The 16,969-nt window shown below is 38.8% G+C and carries 18 protein-coding genes; 9 read left to right on the forward strand and 9 right to left on the reverse strand.

Annotation, left to right across the window (positions count from 1 at the left end; translation table 11 throughout):
- Window position 1 precedes the first annotated feature (1 nt).
- From ACYU0V_RS15485 to ACYU0V_RS15500, 4 genes are all read left to right on the forward strand, one after another.
- The gene (locus tag ACYU0V_RS15485) at window positions 2-871 is read left to right on the forward strand and encodes an NAD(P)-dependent oxidoreductase (RefSeq protein WP_039764274.1); all 870 of its coding nucleotides are present in this window, start codon (window positions 2-4) and stop codon (window positions 869-871) included.
- A 13-nt stretch (window positions 872-884) separates the two neighbouring features.
- Window positions 885-1,679 carry a hydroxypyruvate isomerase family protein gene (locus tag ACYU0V_RS15490; protein ID WP_461848143.1) on the forward strand — a complete coding sequence of 265 codons (795 nt, stop codon included), beginning with the start codon at window positions 885-887 and terminating at the stop codon, window positions 1,677-1,679.
- Window positions 1,680-1,760: 81 nt separating this feature from the next.
- The gene (gene rsfS, locus ACYU0V_RS15495; protein WP_001047580.1) at window positions 1,761-2,162 is read left to right on the forward strand and encodes a ribosome silencing factor; all 402 of its coding nucleotides are present in this window, start codon (window positions 1,761-1,763) and stop codon (window positions 2,160-2,162) included.
- Window positions 2,163-2,370: 208 nt separating this feature from the next.
- Entirely contained in the window at window positions 2,371-3,192 is an 822-nt protein-coding gene (locus tag ACYU0V_RS15500) for an SDR family NAD(P)-dependent oxidoreductase (RefSeq protein WP_274862197.1), read from the forward strand.
- Between the two features lie 56 nt (window positions 3,193-3,248).
- Here ACYU0V_RS15500 and ACYU0V_RS15505 read toward each other — a convergent pair whose 3' ends face one another.
- From ACYU0V_RS15505 to ACYU0V_RS15515, 3 genes are read right to left on the reverse strand one after another with little or no spacing between them, the layout of a single operon-like run.
- Entirely contained in the window at window positions 3,249-4,703 is a 1,455-nt protein-coding gene (locus tag ACYU0V_RS15505; RefSeq protein WP_005079030.1) for an NAD(P)(+) transhydrogenase (Re/Si-specific) subunit beta, read from the reverse strand.
- 12 nt (window positions 4,704-4,715) lie between these two features.
- Window positions 4,716-5,030, reverse strand: a complete 315-nt coding sequence (locus tag ACYU0V_RS15510; protein ID WP_000230434.1) for a proton-translocating transhydrogenase family protein — start codon at window positions 5,028-5,030, stop codon at window positions 4,716-4,718.
- A gap of 11 nt (window positions 5,031-5,041) precedes the next feature.
- Window positions 5,042-6,169 (reverse strand): Re/Si-specific NAD(P)(+) transhydrogenase subunit alpha, encoded by a 1,128-nt coding sequence (locus ACYU0V_RS15515; protein ID WP_161282882.1) that lies wholly within the window; start codon window positions 6,167-6,169, stop codon window positions 5,042-5,044.
- A gap of 238 nt (window positions 6,170-6,407) precedes the next feature.
- Here ACYU0V_RS15515 and ACYU0V_RS15520 point away from each other — a divergent pair, with 238 nt between their 5' ends.
- The 3 genes from ACYU0V_RS15520 (at window position 6,408) to ACYU0V_RS15530 (ending at window position 9,019) form a co-directional block, all read left to right on the forward strand.
- On the forward strand, window positions 6,408-7,334 hold the full coding sequence (locus ACYU0V_RS15520; protein WP_025464147.1) for a DMT family transporter: 927 nt from the start codon (window positions 6,408-6,410) through the stop codon (window positions 7,332-7,334).
- Between the two features lie 68 nt (window positions 7,335-7,402).
- A complete protein-coding gene (locus ACYU0V_RS15525; protein WP_347746133.1) occupies window positions 7,403-7,813 on the forward strand; it encodes a RidA family protein in 411 nt (136 codons plus the stop codon).
- A 15-nt stretch (window positions 7,814-7,828) separates the two neighbouring features.
- Window positions 7,829-9,019 (forward strand): MFS transporter, encoded by a 1,191-nt coding sequence (locus tag ACYU0V_RS15530; protein WP_461848146.1) that lies wholly within the window; start codon window positions 7,829-7,831, stop codon window positions 9,017-9,019.
- An 80-nt stretch (window positions 9,020-9,099) separates the two neighbouring features.
- On the opposite strand, the gene ACYU0V_RS15535 is transcribed toward ACYU0V_RS15530, so the two are convergent.
- From ACYU0V_RS15535 to ACYU0V_RS15560, 6 genes are all read right to left on the reverse strand, one after another.
- A complete protein-coding gene (locus ACYU0V_RS15535; RefSeq protein ID WP_461848148.1) occupies window positions 9,100-9,678 on the reverse strand; it encodes a TerD family protein in 579 nt (192 codons plus the stop codon).
- Between the two features lie 38 nt (window positions 9,679-9,716).
- On the reverse strand, window positions 9,717-10,430 hold the full coding sequence (locus ACYU0V_RS15540; protein ID WP_317808378.1) for a TIGR00266 family protein: 714 nt from the start codon (window positions 10,428-10,430) through the stop codon (window positions 9,717-9,719).
- A 337-nt stretch (window positions 10,431-10,767) separates the two neighbouring features.
- A complete protein-coding gene (locus ACYU0V_RS15545) occupies window positions 10,768-11,343 on the reverse strand; it encodes a TerD family protein (RefSeq protein ID WP_068565079.1) in 576 nt (191 codons plus the stop codon).
- Window positions 11,344-11,426: 83 nt separating this feature from the next.
- Window positions 11,427-12,494 (reverse strand): DUF475 domain-containing protein, encoded by a 1,068-nt coding sequence (locus ACYU0V_RS15550; protein WP_461848150.1) that lies wholly within the window; start codon window positions 12,492-12,494, stop codon window positions 11,427-11,429.
- 59 nt (window positions 12,495-12,553) lie between these two features.
- On the reverse strand, window positions 12,554-13,132 hold the full coding sequence (locus ACYU0V_RS15555; RefSeq protein WP_317808381.1) for a TerD family protein: 579 nt from the start codon (window positions 13,130-13,132) through the stop codon (window positions 12,554-12,556).
- A 96-nt stretch (window positions 13,133-13,228) separates the two neighbouring features.
- Window positions 13,229-14,413 carry a TerD family protein gene (locus ACYU0V_RS15560; RefSeq protein ID WP_347746129.1) on the reverse strand — a complete coding sequence of 395 codons (1,185 nt, stop codon included), beginning with the start codon at window positions 14,411-14,413 and terminating at the stop codon, window positions 13,229-13,231.
- Window positions 14,414-15,086: 673 nt separating this feature from the next.
- Here ACYU0V_RS15560 and dusA point away from each other — a divergent pair.
- The gene (gene dusA, locus ACYU0V_RS15565; protein WP_461848153.1) at window positions 15,087-16,091 is read left to right on the forward strand and encodes a tRNA dihydrouridine(20/20a) synthase DusA; all 1,005 of its coding nucleotides are present in this window, start codon (window positions 15,087-15,089) and stop codon (window positions 16,089-16,091) included.
- 335 nt (window positions 16,092-16,426) lie between these two features.
- Entirely contained in the window at window positions 16,427-16,936 is a 510-nt protein-coding gene (locus tag ACYU0V_RS15570; RefSeq protein ID WP_014208378.1) for a hypothetical protein, read from the forward strand.
- Window positions 16,937-16,969: the final 33 nt, after the last annotated feature.

Raw genomic sequence — 16,969 nt, forward strand, 5'->3', positions numbered from 1 at the left:
TATGAATTTTGATCGCAACACCCCTATTGCTTTTTTAGGTATAGGGCTTATGGGGAGCCGCATGGCAACCCGCCTTATTCAAGCTGGCTTTCAAGTTGCGGTTTGGAATCGAACCTTTTCTGCATGTGAAGAACTGATTGATATCGGCGCACAGCCTCTAGATCTTATAAATATTGGCGAATATCCTGTTATTTTAATCTGTCTAGCAGATGACAAAGCCGTAGAGGCAGTATTTAAACAAATTCAGCCGAACTTAAAAGCTAAACAGGTAATTGTTGATTTCTCAAGCTTATCTGTTACTGCAACAAAAATGCTTGCTCAAGCAGCTTCCGCGCATGACGTTACTTGGATTGATTCACCTGTATCGGGTGGAACCGCTGGTGCTGAACAAGGCACGCTTGTTATTTTTGCAGGTGGTGATGCTCAAATCATTACAGAATTAACGCCTGTTTATAATGTCTTATCTCAACGTGTAACACGAATGGGAGACACAGGAACTGGCCAAGCCACCAAAATCTGCAATCAACTCATTGTTGCAGCCAACAGTGCTCTTATTGCAGAAGCTGTTGCGCTTGCAGATCGAGCGGGTGTAGATACGACTTTGCTCGCTCCAGCCTTAGCAGGTGGATTTGCAGATTCAAAACCTTTTCAAATTCTCACCCCACGTATGGCAACTCATACCTTTGAACCTGTTCAGTGGAAAGTTCAAACATTATCAAAGGATCTTAACAACGCAGTAACATTGGCTAACAATGTTAATTTAGATATCCCAGTTGCACAAAAAGCTCTATTACAGCTACAAACTCACCAAAAAAATGGCTTTGCCGAGAAAGATTTAGCTACTATGATTCAATTAATAGAGCAAAAATAAACGGAGTTTGAGTATGGGTCGTCTTGCAATCAATTTATCCATGATTTTTACCGAAGTTCCTTTAATTGAACGCTTTGCTCTGGCCCATGCTCAGGGCTTTGAATATGTCGAAATTCAATTCCCTTATGAATTGTCTATTGCAGATATTCAAACTCAACTCGAACGCTATAACCTCAACCTTTGTTTAATTAATGTGCCTACCGGTGATCTTATGCAAGGTGGAAACGGTTTAGCAGGCATTCCTGGCCAAGAAACAGCTTTCCATGAGGCATTAGAATTGGCTATTAGCTATGCCACGGCTTTAAACGTTCCTCGTGTTAATATTTTAGCGGGCAAACAACCACTAGATGCAGACTTGCTTCCTTGTTTAAAAACACTAGCAGCCAATTTAAAACTTGCCTGCAACTTACTCAGTGAACATGATATAGAACCCGTTTTTGAAATGATTAATGGCACGGATATGCCTCGCTTTTTGGTGCAGAACATTGCGCAGGGCCAAGAAATGCTAGAAGCAGTCAATCACCCTGCCCTCAAAATGCAATATGACTGCTATCACATGGCCATGATGGGTGAAGATGTACTTGAGGGTTTGCAAGAGAATATTAACTTAATTGGACATATTCAATTTGCGGACTGTCCGGGCCGCCATGAGCCTGATACAGCTCAAATTCCTTATGAACAAATTTTTTCTTGGTTAAAGCAAAGTTCATATCAGAACTATATTGCAGCGGAATATAAACCTGAAAATGGTTCAAATCAGTCGTTTACATGGAAGAAAAAATACTTTTCTGATGATGTAAATATATAAACTGTTACGACTTCTGTTTGAAATTTAGTACGAAAACCACTATATTAGATAGTGAGTAATTGTCAGGAAAATATACCCTATATGAATTTAGAACCATCGCCCAGCGTGTCTAATTCTCACGATTTCGCAATGAACACCTCAAATAAAGACGTACAAGCTTGCCTCAAAGTCGTCCACGACGCTTTAGTTGATGTAAAAGCAAAAGATATTCTCCAGTTAGATGTTAGCTCAATTAGCAATGTCGCTGATGCTATTGTAATTGCAAGTGGCACTTCTACTCGCCATGTCAAAGCACTTGCTGACAATGTTGCAGAAGAAGCTCGAAAAGCCGGTTTCCGCCCGATTGGCGTTGAAGGTGAACGAGATGCAGAATGGATCTTAATTGATCTCGGCTTTGTTGTAGTACACGTAATGCTACCAACAGCTCGTAAATTCTATGATTTAGAAAGCTTATGGCGTACCGCTCCAGAGTCGGTTGCTTAAAATTTTGCTTTTAAAAAAAGCGGCTCTTTTGAGCCGCTTTTTTTATTTATATAACAGCAACTTTAATTAATTTCAAATACCCGCACCTATTCCCCAAAACACCAATCATCACATATATCTAAATTTGACATGACAAATTGTCAAATTTACAGCACTATACAAATTCTTGAAGTCCCCACCAATAAATAGCATAACCGGAGTACAGAAAGTGAAGATATTAATTACTGGTGCCAATACAGGCATAGGTTTCGCAACAGCAGAACAACTTGTTAAACAAGAGCAACATGTGATTTTGGCATGTCGAAATCCTCAAAAAGCGCAAGAGGCACAAAACAAACTACGCTCACTTAACCAAGGACAAGTCGATGTCGTTTCTCTCGACTTAAATAGTCTTGAATTAGCTAGAAAAGCTGCCGATGAAATTGCTGATCGCTATGGCAACCTTGATGTACTTATTAATAATGCAGGTTTATTTGCCAAAACCAAACAGTTAACCAGTGAAGGCTTTGAGCAACAATTTGGGGTTAATTATTTAGGCCATTTTTTATTAACTCAAAAACTACTCCCAGTTTTACAACAATCTCATAAAGCGCGCATTATCCATCTTGCATCTATTGCTCACTGGGTTGGTTCAATTAAACCCAATAAATTTCGCGCAGAAGGCTTTTACAATCCCCTGTTCTATTATGGTCAATCAAAGCTTGCGAATTTGCTATTCAGCAATGCATTAGCAGAACAGTTAGCCGGAAGTTCAATTACCAATAATGCATTACATCCGGGCGGTGTCGCTTCTGATATTTATCGCGACTTACCCAAACCTGTCTATGCGGCGATGAAATTAGGCTTAGTCCCAACCTCAGTTCCAGCAAAACTCATTACAGAAATGGCAACTGGAGATGCATGGCAGAACCGTAATGGTGAATATGTGAGTGCACATATGCCAGACTGGAAATCATCACATGCTAAAAATCAGCAACTGGCACGTGACCTGTATCAACAATCGATGGATCTTGTAGAAAAATTTCTTTAAAAAACCAGCTCAAATAAAAAAACCACCCGAAGGTGGTTTTTTTATTTCAAAGCAACTTAGTGGCCTGTACCATTAATTGCTTTTGTCATATCTTCAACAACTTTCTTAGCATCACCAAAGATCATCATTGTTTTTTCATTATAGAACAAATCGTTGTCTAGACCAGCATAACCAGTTGCCATAGAACGCTTAATCACCATGATTGTACGCGCTTTATGAGCTTCAAGAATCGGCATACCATAAATTGGTGAGCTTGGATCATCTTTTGCAGCTGGGTTTACAACGTCGTTTGCACCAATTACAAGTACTACGTCAGTTGCAGGGAAGTCTGAGTTGATCTCATCCATTTCCAAAATGTCTTCATATGCTACGTCCGCTTCAGCAAGTAGTACGTTCATATGACCAGGCATACGACCTGCAACCGGATGGATTGCAAAGCGAACCGTTACACCCTGTTCTTTCAAAAGTTCACACAACTCTTTTACCGCATTTTGAGCACGACCTTGCGCCATACCATAACCCGGTACAATTACAACGCTGTCCGCATTTGACATTAAGAAGCCAGCATCATCAGCAGAACCTGAACGGTAGTTACGTTGAACTTGTTCACCTTTATCTGCAGATGCAACTGCTGCACCACCCATTGCTCCACCAAACAATACATTGATGATCGAACGGTTCATTGCTTTACACATGATGTACGACAGAATCGCACCAGATGAACCTACAAGCGAACCCGCAACGATCAACATGTTGTTTTCAAGAGTAAAACCAATACCTGCCGCTGCCCAACCAGAGAATGAGTTAAGAAGTGATACCACTACAGGCATATCACCACCACCCACTGGTGCAATCCAAACCCAACCAAATGCAAGTGCAAGTGCTGTCATTGCCCAGAAAGCAGTCATGTTGCCAGTTGTAAAGAAGTAGAAACCACAAGCCAACATCGCAACAAAGATAAGTGCTTGAACAGGTTTAACCCATGCACCAGAAATTGTTTTAGCCCATTTTTTCGCAGCCAATTTACCATACGCAAACACAGATGCAGTAAAGGTAATCGCACCAACGAAACAACCAACAAACAATTCAAATAAATGAACCTTACTCATGTGTGCATGCTGCACGCCAGCTGCTGTTAAAGCCGCCTCATTTTGAGCGAATAGTTCAGTAAGTTGGTTGTTATGTAAAATTGCAGCAATCGCAATTAATACCGCAGCCAAACCCACCAATGAGTGCATAAGCGCAACAGTTTCCGGCATTTGAGTCATTGGCACTGTACGTGCACGCGCAATACCCACGATTGCACCTAACACCATTGCCCCAACGATCATCCAAATAACTGGGTTATTCGCAACAAAGAAGGTTGTTACAACTGCTATCGCCATTGCGATCATACCGTAACGGTTACCTTGAATTGCTGTTTTAGGACCAGATAAGCCACGAAGCGTCAAGATAAAGAGGATTGCGCCAACAAGGTACAACCAGTTTGCATTTGCTTGAATAAATTCCATGTCAAAGCCCTCTTATTTCTTTTGCTTAGGCTTGAACATTTCCAGCATGCGTGCAGTTACTGCAAAGCCACCGAAAATATTAATGCTTGCCAAAAATACTGCAATCGCACCGAGTACGCTCACCACATTCACACTTTGAAATGCAACGTTAGCATCTACACCTAAAACTGGCAGACCTACAGTTTGCAACATCGCACCTACCACAATAATAGATGACAACGCATTAGTTACTGCCATAAGTGGTGTATGCAAAGCTGGCGTAACACCCCAAACCACGTAATAACCTACGAAGATGGCAAGGACGAAAATTGTAATAGTTTCAACCATGAGAAATCTCCTTAACCACGCTTAAGCAGTACTTGACCGCCATGAGTGACCAATAGGGCTTTTTGGATTTCGTCTTCCTGATTAATCGCAAAGTTTTTCTCTTTGTCGAATAAGGTTTCTACGAAATTAAAAACGTTACGCGCATACAATGCAGAAGCTTCTGTTGCTACAGTTGCCGGAATATTTGGAACACCCAAAATTTTCACGCCATTTTCTGTAAACACAGTCTCACCAACTTTAGAGCCTTCAACGTTACCACCAGTTTCAACAGCCATATCTAAAATGACAGAGCCCGGTTTCATCTTGGCAACAGTTTCAGCTTTAATCAGACGCGGCGCATCACGACCTGGTAACAATGCAGTAGTAATCACGATATCAGCATTAGAAACAGCTTTATCTACAATCGCAGCTTGGTCTTTGATGTATTGCTCACCCGGCATCCATCCATAACCATTTTTAGCGGCATCTGCTGCACGTTGTTTCTCTTCTTCAGACATTGGGACGTCTAACCATTTACCACCTAAAGACTCAACTTGATCTTTAGCTGTAGGACGTAAGTCTGTCGCTTCAACAATTGCACCTAAACGTTTTGCAGTTGCAATCGCTTGAAGACCAGCAACCCCAACACCCATGATCACAACACGCGCAGGCTTTACAGTACCCGCTGCAGTCATAAGCATTGGGAACATGCGTTGATATTCAGCAGCAGCAAGTAAAACTGACTTATAACCAGCTAAGTTTGCTTGAGAAGACAACACATCCATGTTTTGTGCACGAGAAAGCGTACGAGGAAGCAGTTCTAAAGCAAAAGCAGACACTTGTTGATTCGCAAACTGATCTAGCTCGGTATTACGATAAGGATCAAACATTGCTACAACAGCAGTATTTGCTGCAAGTTTCTGAATTTCCCCGCCCTGTGGTGCGCGAACTTTCAAAATAATTTGACTACCCGTATAGGCATCATCCGTAATGGTTGCACCGACCTGTTCATAAGCACTGTCAATGTACGCAGCCTTTACACCAGCACCACGTTCAATCACAACGCTATGACCAGCGCTAATCAACTTCTTTACTGTCTCTGGCGTAGCAGCTACACGATTTTCACCGACGACAGTTTCGGTTGGGATTCCGATCTGCATGAGCGTTCCTCAAGCTAATTTCTCATTGTCAAAAACATTGCAAGCTGCAATGTTTCCCCCATGTGTATTCTTTGTACAGAATTTGGATTCTAATTGAACTTTTTTAAAATACCACCCACTATTTATTTAATAAATACCCATATTTTGAACTGATGATTCACGATATTTATTTAGAGGTGTAATATGGGAAGGTTTTTCTTTTTTTGCAGACAATAGTCTCTCTTATACAGTCCTGTATATGAAAATTTCTTTATCTTCGTTTCAAATCGGGTCTTTTTTTGCTCTTTGCTCTGCGTTTCTATTCAGTACAAAAGCAATCTTTATTAAACAGACTTATGCCCTTTCTCCATTAGTAGACGGTACGGTCCTGATGGCTTTACGTATGTTAAGCGCTTTACCGTTCTTTCTATTAATTTGCTGGTTTAACAGGCATCATAATCAGGGCATAAAAAAGAAGGATTGGCTAATTTTAATTTTTGCCGGTCTATTAGGCTACTATTTTGCAAGTTGGCTCGATTTCATGGGCCTCATGTTTATTAGCGCCTCTTTAGAACGAATTATTCTATTTTTATATCCCACGCTTACAGTCATTGTATCAAGCTTACTCTACAAACAAAAATTAGATGTAAAAAGTTTCTTTGCCATTTTTCTTAGTTATGGTGGAACCGTGCTGGTTATGCTTCAGGAGCACAACAACGCACCAATTCAGGGCAACTTCTGGTTAGGGACAAGTTTCGTATTTGCAAGTGCCGTGGCTTTCGCCGGCTATTTGTTGCTGACACCACCTCTCATTAAGAAATTTGGCTCTTGGAATTTCACAGGGTTAGCCTTAACTGTGGCTTGTATCGGTACATTAACTCATTACGCACTAAGTACACCTCAACCTATTCAACTTCTATTACAACTCCCCTCTAGTGTAATTTGGTATGGCATTGGCTTAGGCTTTTTAGTTACCGTTTTACCCACCGTTATGCTCATGCAAAGCATTGAACGATTAGGTGCCTCTCAATCTGCAATGATTGCTTCGATCGGACCAGTTTTAACGATTTTGCTTGCCGTTGCTTTTTTAAATGAACATCTCAATATGTGGCAATGGATCGGCTGCCTTCTTAATATTGTCGGTGTCATGATGATTACACTCAGAAAGAAAAGACTAAAACATTAAATTCTCTTGACCTCAACTTAAGTTGAGGTTGGATACTCATCTAAATTTTAATGAACGGTTGAGTTCCAATGAGTCAAGAAACTTTTAAAATCATAAATCCATCAACTTTATATAACCCAACGCCAAACGCTTATAGTCATGTTGCTGTAGTGGAAAGCTTTAAGAATATTATTCATGTAGCAGGTCAAGGAGGCGAAAATTCCCAAGGTGAATTAAGCCCAAGTTTTGAAGAACAAGCGAACCAAGTTTTTGATAATATTCAACATGCTTTAAAAGCAGCCAATGCAGAGCTTAGCAATATTGCTGTATTGAGAGTTTTAGTTGTTGACCACTCGGTCGAAAAACATCAAATTTTGATTAAAATTATGCAAAATTTATGGAAAAATCATCTTTTTCCTGCCTGTACACTTATTCCTGTGCCGCGCCTTGCGCTAGAACACATGCTTATTGAAGTTGAAGCAACGGCATACACCCAATAAAACTGAGAGAACGTCATGTCTACCCCTGAAGATATCAGTCAAAATAAACCTTTGCTTTGGTTGATGGCAGCAGCATGCGGTTTATGTGCAGGTGTGAATTATTATTGTCAGCCTCTAATTCACTCTATCCAGCAAGAGTTTGCTGTAACTCAAGCACAAGCCGCTTTAACAGTGACATTTGCTCAGGTGTCTTATGCTCTCGGTTTACTCTTTATTGTCCCATTGGGTGATATTGTCAATAAAGCCAAAGCTATTCCGTTTTTGATGGTGCTTTGCGCAGTTGGTCTATTTACATCTGCTTTTGCTGTGAACTTACCCATGTTGTGGATTGGTACAGTTTTAGCGGGATTGTTTTCTGTTGCTGCCCAAGTCCTCATCCCACTTGCCACAATGACCGTAAAGCCCGAAAAAACTGGCGAGATCATTGGTTTTTTAATGAGTGGCTTATTGGTCGGAATTTTACTCTCTACCAGTCTAGCGGGCTTATTTTCCAACCTTTTCCACTGGAAAGTAGTCTATGTGGTCAGCGGCGTATTAATGCTTCTGTTGGCATTTACTTTAAAAAGTCGCTTGCCTTATGTCTTGCGTATGAAAATGAATTATGGACAAATATTTGTTTCCATGGCTCAACTCTTAAAAGAGGAAAAGCGACTATTATTAAGAGCGCTTACAGGTGCTTTCGCCTTTGCCGCAGTAAGTATCCTGTATTCCACCATCGCCTTACTTTTGACTTCGGCACACCATTTGCCCGATCTATTTATCGGACTAGTCCCACTAGTCGGTATCTTTGGGGCATTATCAACACGCTATATTGGTAAATATGCCGACCAAGGCTACACACGATTACTCACTTGGATGGGTTGTGGACTGTTTTTGGTGAGCTGGCTTTGTTTCTATTTCGGACAAACCCTCCTTTCTAGTTATGTTATTGGCTTTGCTTTAATTCAATTAGCACTCGCGCTCGTTCATACCAGCAACCAGAGCATTATTTTCCGTTTACGTCCAGATGCTAAATCTCGTATTAATGCCATCTATATGACGACTTATTTTATTGGAGGAGCTGGTGGCTCTGCCTTAGGGATTTTTGCTTGGAATCATGGCGGATGGACTATGACATGTGTTGCAGGGATTGGGCTAGTCGTTCTTTGTATTTTATTTAGCATGTTCGATACGATCTTACAAAAAAAGAAAATGGTGTCCCAATAAGGTAACTTTTTATAAATCATCTTTCTATAATCCACCATTGCTTTGAACAATGGTGGAAGTATGACTTAAAAAACTAAAAATTAAATATGAGGTAAAACATAAGGAGCAATATCTTTGAAAGTCCGACCATGTGCATTTTCACCAATTGCATGCATTTTCCATGCATCATTATGGCGATAAATTTTTGCAATAATTAGACCAGTATGCGCCCCTTGTGAGGAAAGTTTATAACTTGCAATTTCCTGATTACTTGATTGATCAACCAAGCGGCAGAATGCATTTTCAACTTTCTCAAAAGTTTGACCTCGGAAACTATTAACAGTAAATACCAAAGATTTTACGTGTCGAGGGATTTGATTAAGGTTGACTCGAATTACTTCATCATCACCACGCCCCGCTCCAGTTAGATTGTCCCCAGAATGTCGAATGCTGCCATCTTTACTTTGTAGTTGCCCAAAGTACACGACATCGAGCATTTTTTTATTTTCATCAAACAAAATTACAGAAGCATCAAGGTCGATATTACTACCACCGCCAAAACCTAAAAATCCTTTACTTTTTGCAATATCCCAACCCACCCCTAAGAAAACTTGTTGAAGACTACTACCATCTGCTTTTTGCAAACTGATTTTTTGGCCTTTTTCTAAATTAATTGCCATGTTATGGATCTCTCTTAAGATTATAAAATAATTACTTTTTAATTAGACTGATGACGATTTAACTTTGACATCAACCATTGCAAAAAATTATCTCGGTTCCTCGAACAAATGATGACTTTTCCAGTGCCTGAAAAACGCAATACCATGCCTTCTCCACTGGTTACACTATTCACCAAATTGCCAAGAAAACCATTATTTTGGGAAGTTGAAACAGATAGTTGATAATTTAAACGCGAATCCCAACAGACTACATGGCCATTATCAATAACAACCTCTTTATTCGGTCCTACTTCTATCTCAAACAAAGTTCCACAACCAGAAACTACCACCTGTCCCTGCCCACTGGTTTCCATGACAAGAAAACCGCCAGTACTCCCCAAAAAAGCTCCACCAAGACTGCTATTTAATCTTGCTTTGACATGAACTGAATCATGTGCAGCAACAAATGCACCATCACTTAATATGTATTGGGTTGCCCCAACATCGAGAATTTGCATATCACCATCTAGTGATGCAGATAATAAACAGTCGCCATCTCCGCGCACAGCTTCGATATGCTGTTGGAATAAAGACTCATCATTCGCAAAACGACGTAATAAGGATTGCATTAAGCCTCCCTGTAGCCGCCCCTTCAACTCCAGAGCATCTTCCATCATGACCATTGCATTGCTTTCACAATAGATCCGATCCCCACGGTGCATTGCAACATGTAAGAATGGTTCTGGTGACCCCACTAAACTAAAATGTGCCATTTTATTGATCCTTTTTTAATTTCTAACAACTTTAAAATGACTAGGCTTATTAAGATTCTAAAGTGAATGACTGTTTGGCACGGTATTTCAAATTGATTATAAAATGTCATATATCACTTGAACGATACTGTGGATCAACCACAGAAGTAATGTTATCTAACTCAAAATTCGCTTGATATTGAACATACATATAAAAAAGAAGACACCCTAAAAACATCATTTAATTTTATTTTTATTCACAAACTAGACTTAACATATAAAGAAATAACCTATTTCTATCATTTATAAATATAGAAAAAAGAAAGATAGTGTCTAAGCACTATCTTTCAATTATTCATTAAACAGCAACACCATACGAGGCAGCTAATGGTCCTAAACCACCAGCAAAACCTTGACCAATTGCACGGAATTTCCATTCACTACCATGCTTATACAGCTCACCAAAGATCATAGCCGTTTCAGTGCTACTGTCTTCAGATAAGTCATAACGTGCAATTTCGCTACCACCAGCATTGTTACTTACACGGATGTAAGCATTAGCAACTTGACCAAAGTTTTGGTTTCGAGTTTGACCATCATAAATTGTGACAGCAAAAATCACTTTTGAAACATCAGCAGGAACCATGCTCAAGTCCACACTTAAAGTTTCGTCATCCCCATGACCTTCACCTGTGCGGTTATCGCCATTGTGAACTACAGAGCCATCAGATGATTTTAAATTATTAAAGAAAATAAAGTCATTATCAGCACGAACCTTACCATTTTCATTGACTAAAAATGCAATTGCATCAAGGTCAAAAGCTACGCCATCAGTCACACGAGGATTCCAGCCTAAACCCACAGTTGTTTTGGTAATACCAGGTGCTTCTTTTGTTAAACTAACGTTACCACCTTTGGTTAAGCTAATTGCCATTTGAGTTACTCCTTTTAAATTTCAACTCATTGTTTATATGATTAAATTGATAATCACCCTATAGATGATCTATCTAAAAGTTCTTATGAAGTTTGTGTTTGATTTTTAGTGTAAGCGATTGAAGATAGTACCGCCCATGCAATGAAGGCAATACCAATTAAACCTGTTACAACTTCAGGAACATGGCCACCAGTTCCTGTGTACAACATAATTGCCGCTAAGGCTCCGATGGCATAATGCGCTCCATGTTCTAAATAGATAAAGGCTTCCAAGGTGCCTTTTTCAACTAAATAAATAGTCATTGAACGGACAAACATGGCCCCAATTGCTAAACCCAGCATAATAACGACAACATCATTTGTGATCGCAAATGCACCAATAACACCGTCAAAACTAAATGAAGCATCTAACACTTCAAGATAAAGAAAGCCACCAATACCAGCTTTAACAAGATTACTTGACTTGTTTTCTATTTGTTTCTCATCTGAGTTATCACCACTGCTTTCCAATAAATGACCAATGACTTGAACACCAATGTAGACCACGATGCCCCAAATACCAGCGACAATTACAACTAGTTTCTCCTCTGCAGGAACAAATGCAAACATGATAAGTAGAGCAATTAATGAAACAAATACCGACATTGCAGGGATATTAGCTAAATTAGATAAATGCACTTCTAACCAATGGAACCAATGTGTATCTTTGCCATCATCAAACAAGAAATTTAAAAATACCAATAGCAAGAACATACCGCCAAAAGCTGAAATTTCGGCATGATGAGCTAACAATTTCTCTGAATACGCTTTGGGATCATTTAATGCTAACTTAGCAACTTCAATCATTCCCATGTCAGCAGTTACGCCAACAATCAGTAAGGGGAAAACTAAGCGCATACCAAATACAGCAACCAAAATCCCTACTGTAAGAAAAATCTTTTTCCAAAATTCATCCCAGTTCCGTAATATTGATGCATTAATGACAGCATTATCAAAAGATAAAGAAACTTCCATTACTGCCAATACACCTGTAATCAATACGGCTTTAAGCATCATTGAAAAACCAGCATTCGGACCATGCGTAAGCCCCCACCATGCTGACACCCCCAAACAGATCACTGTAAAAAAAATTGAGAACCGAAAATGTTTCATTTCTTTCCTTTTATAAAGAACTAAAAAGTATTCATCATTTATTTATTAAAATGATAATCTTAGCCAGTTTGAATACCATATTGTTGACACATTGCAGCTAACCCACCTGAGTACCCTTGACCTACGGCTCTAAACTTCCACTCACCGTTATGACGATAGACTTCTCCAAATACCATTGCGGTTTCAGTTGAATAATCTTCTGCCAAATCAAAACGTACTAATTCGACTTGCGTGTCTTGGTTTACTATTCGAATAAATGCATTGGTAATTTGACCAAAATTTTGACTTCTTGCCTGAGCATCATGAATGGTTACGGTAATTGCGATTTTTTCAACTTCAGGAGCAACTTTTGAAAGATTAACTAGTAAAGTTTCATCATCTCCATCCCCCAGACCAGAGCGGTTATCACCTGTATGTTCTACTGAATCATCTTGTGATTTAAGTTGATTATAAAAAATAAAATCATGATCGCCGCGGACCTTACCACTAACCGTTAATAAGAATGCACTCGCATCTAAATCAAACGCAGCGCCATCGGTTACACGCTCATCCCATCCTAATCCAATCAGGATTCGAACCAAATTAGGATCTGTTTTACTTAAAGATAAGTTTCCACCTTTATTTAAACTAATAGCCATTTTGTATTTTCTCCCCGTCTAAACCAAAAACTCATATCATTAATTATTTGTATATAAAAAGTTTTTCTTGATTAAGCTGTAATCTAAATATGAAGGTTATTTACTGCCCACAACCCAACGCAAACCAAAACTGAATGCTTGGTCCAATTCTCGATGACCTGCAACGTAACTCACATGGCGTTGGACTTGAATATCACCACTTTGATTTATCAATTCCAGAATACCGCACATACCTAAAGGCTGCCCTTCAGTTAAACGAATTTCAATTGGAGGTTGATTAGGAACATAAATCGTCGCAACTGCATCAGTTTCAGCCCAATTTGGTACACCATCGTAAATAAAAGCAAATAACACCACTCGACGAATTTGTTGCCAATACTCTCCATTAATTTGGAGCCATTCGCCTTCTTTTAATGCACCAGTACGATCATCTGCGGAGAGCTGGATAAATGGGTATTGATCAAAATCACCAAATCGATCGCCTAATGCCTGAATAACTGATTTAGTACCATCTTGCATTTCAAATAGACAACCTAAATCCAGATCAACTCCATGATTCTGATTAAGAAGTTTTTTAAAGAAACTACTGGATTGAGCCTGTTGAGAACGCTGATTCCAATTCAGGTTAATTTTAATTTCCCCAAAACCATGCGCCTGTTTTTCTAAATTAATTTTATTATTACTTTTATCCAAAGTAATTTTACTTAAATTAATTTTCGGCAGAGGGACTGATATTGGTGGTGCCGATATCGTAGGGTGATCACTAATTTCAACCCCAAAATATTCAGATAGAGGTTTTAAACCACCATTGAATCCTTGATTCACAAAACGAAACTTCCATTGATCTTTATAACGATAAACTTCGGTCAGAATCAGCGCTTTTTCTGTTTTTTCAGTGCTTTTTATAGTTGCTGTAGCTGTGAGTTGATCATTTTCCCATAATTCAACTTGAATATCCTGAATTACATTAAATGTGCCTTCACCATCAACCGTAGCGCACACAGCGATCTTATTGATATCACAATCTAATATTTGGGTATTAATGTTAAATTGAGCGAAATAGGACATATTATTTGTTGTCTCATTCAATTTAACACTACAGTTTGGTGTCTGCTTTTGACCATAAAAAATCATATCTGCATCACCACGAACCTTACCTTGAGAATTTAATAAATAGGCTGTTACATCCAAACCTATATCAGATGGTAATACCGTTTTAAATCTCAGATAAATTTGCGAGCAGCTCAAAGCCAGATTTGCACCCGTCATGAGTTGTTGCATTAATCTTTCCCCTTAAATTTTATATTTTGTAGCTGATTTAGCTCAATTTTATTAATTTCTTGAGTCTAATAAAAAATCGAAATTAAGACTGAATGAATTACCGCTTTAGCGAATAAACTATGTGATAATTCGATCACAATCATAAATTTATTAAATCTAAATTATAAAAATAGACATAAAGGTCTTTATATTACACAAATACTGTAATTTATGCTGCGCACATTGATCAAATTTTGCATTTTTAGTTTAATAATTAATTTGTTAGGACAACAGTAATTAGTTTATAGGCTTCTTTTCTACCTTGTTAACATATGAGCAAGCATTTGAATGTCAGAAATTTACTATGAAATATATAAATTTGTGCTAAAAATTATAGTTAATTATATAGCTGATTAAGTGTCTTGTTCTTTTAATTAAATCAAATTTATTAGAAATCAATTTTCCCAATTGGATAGTTATTGGCCTTATTTTAAACTAACTACTAATTGTAATTAATACGATCTTACAAAAAAAGAAAATGGTTTCCCTATAAGGTAACTTGTTATAAATCATCTTCCTATATTCAACACAAGGGTGGTTATAAATTACTCGGTTAAATGCCTCTGTCGATTCAAGCATAAACCTCGTATAATGCTGCCCTTTCATTAATTTAGCGACTTTTGGGCTATTGGTTATGCAATCACTTCAATCGTTACAACCTCGTATTTCTGTCGCACCCATGATGGACTGGACTACAAAGGACTACCGATTCTTTGCACGCTTGTTTAACCCAAACGTTGTGCTATACACCGAAATGGTGACTACAGGCGCGATTTTATTTGGCGATGCAAAACGTCATTTAGACTATAACGCTCAAGAACACCCGATCGTATTACAACTTGGCGGTTCAAACCCACAAGAGCTTGCAACTTGCACAAAAATGGCTGAAGACTGGGGTTATGACGAAGTCAACCTCAATGTAGGCTGCCCAAGTGACCGCGTACAGAACAATAAAATCGGTGCATGTTTAATGGCAGAGCCAGACTTGGTTGCTGAATGCATTCACAATATGCAAAAAGCAGTAAAGATTCCTGTAACAGTCAAACACCGTATTGGTATCGATGACATGCAGTCTTACGAAGAAATGCTAAATTTCGTAGATACTGTCGCTGCAACAGGTTGTACATATTTCGTTGTGCATGCTCGTATCGCTATTTTGAAAGGTCTATCTCCAAAAGAAAATCGAGAAGTTCCTCCTTTACGCTACGAAGATGTATACCGCTTAAAGCAAGAACGTCCGCACCTAACCATTGAAATTAACGGCGGAATTAAAACTTTTGCCGAAACTCAAGCTCATTTACAACATGTTGATGGTGTCATGATTGGCCGTGAAGCCTACCATAACCCTTACCTACTTGCTGAGTTCGGCCAACTTTGGAATTTAGAAGCACCAGATCGATTCGATATTATGGAACAAATGCTGCCTTATATTGAGCAACGCATGGCTGAAGGTGCTCCCCTTTCAATCATTACACGTCATATTTTAGGTTTATTCCAAAACTTACCGGGTGCTCGTAAATGGCGTCAGGCGCTAAGTGGCGGAAACGCAAAAACTTTAGTTGATGTTGAAAATGCAATTCAGAACATGCGAGCAGCTATGATTCGCACTGAAGAGTATGTAAAAGAGCAGCAGGTTTAAGTTGACAACGACTTCTTAAATTGTAAGAAAATGTGGCATTTTAAATCAGAGACTTAGATTTTGAGTATATTCGCAAATGTTGAAGCAAAATATTCAAATTTAAGTTCTGATTTATTGTTTATTTATAATAATATCAATAATTTAAATTTCACTATTTTTAATCACCTCTTTTGCTAAGTAGCTTTTCGCACCAAGGCAGCCACCCTTGGAAGAAAGATACGTTATTACATAACATAAACAAAACTTTTAAGATATGCCTATTAGTATCTCTGAACGCCACAGGTAGGTGGTGATTTTTTTAATATGGATATGGGTAGCACGGTAGAGATTTCACGATGATTATTTATGACGGACAAGTAGCTGATAATTACATGTATCAGGATTCAAATCAGGCAGCCATTGTTGTATCGCACAGCGCACCAAGCCTCCCTTATCCTTTCACCATGAAACCCAATAATCATCAAACTCAAACTTCAACCAACCCACCGATCGATGTAGAAAAGTTTGTAGAAAAATTAGAAAGCGTTACTTCTAGACGCAGTAAAGCTAGATGCGCACGTAGTATCCGTCTTGCACTCGAATCTGCTGGTGCTAATGTTGAAAACCACCCAATCGCAGCTTCAGATTGGGGCGATACCCTCAAAAAGATTGGCTATAAACAAATTGATCCAGCCTTCGACGAACCTCAAGAAGGTGACATTTACATCATTCACAGAACCCGCAACCACGTTTATGGACACATCGCAGGATATACTGGAAGTGAATGGGTCTCTGACTTCAAACAAAATAGCTATGACGTCTATAAAGATGACAGCGTAACTTATACTTACTATAGATTAGGGTAATCTACCTAAGAACTAGATATTCAATTGCTTTAA

The organism is Acinetobacter sp. X9, from assembly GCF_054889255.1.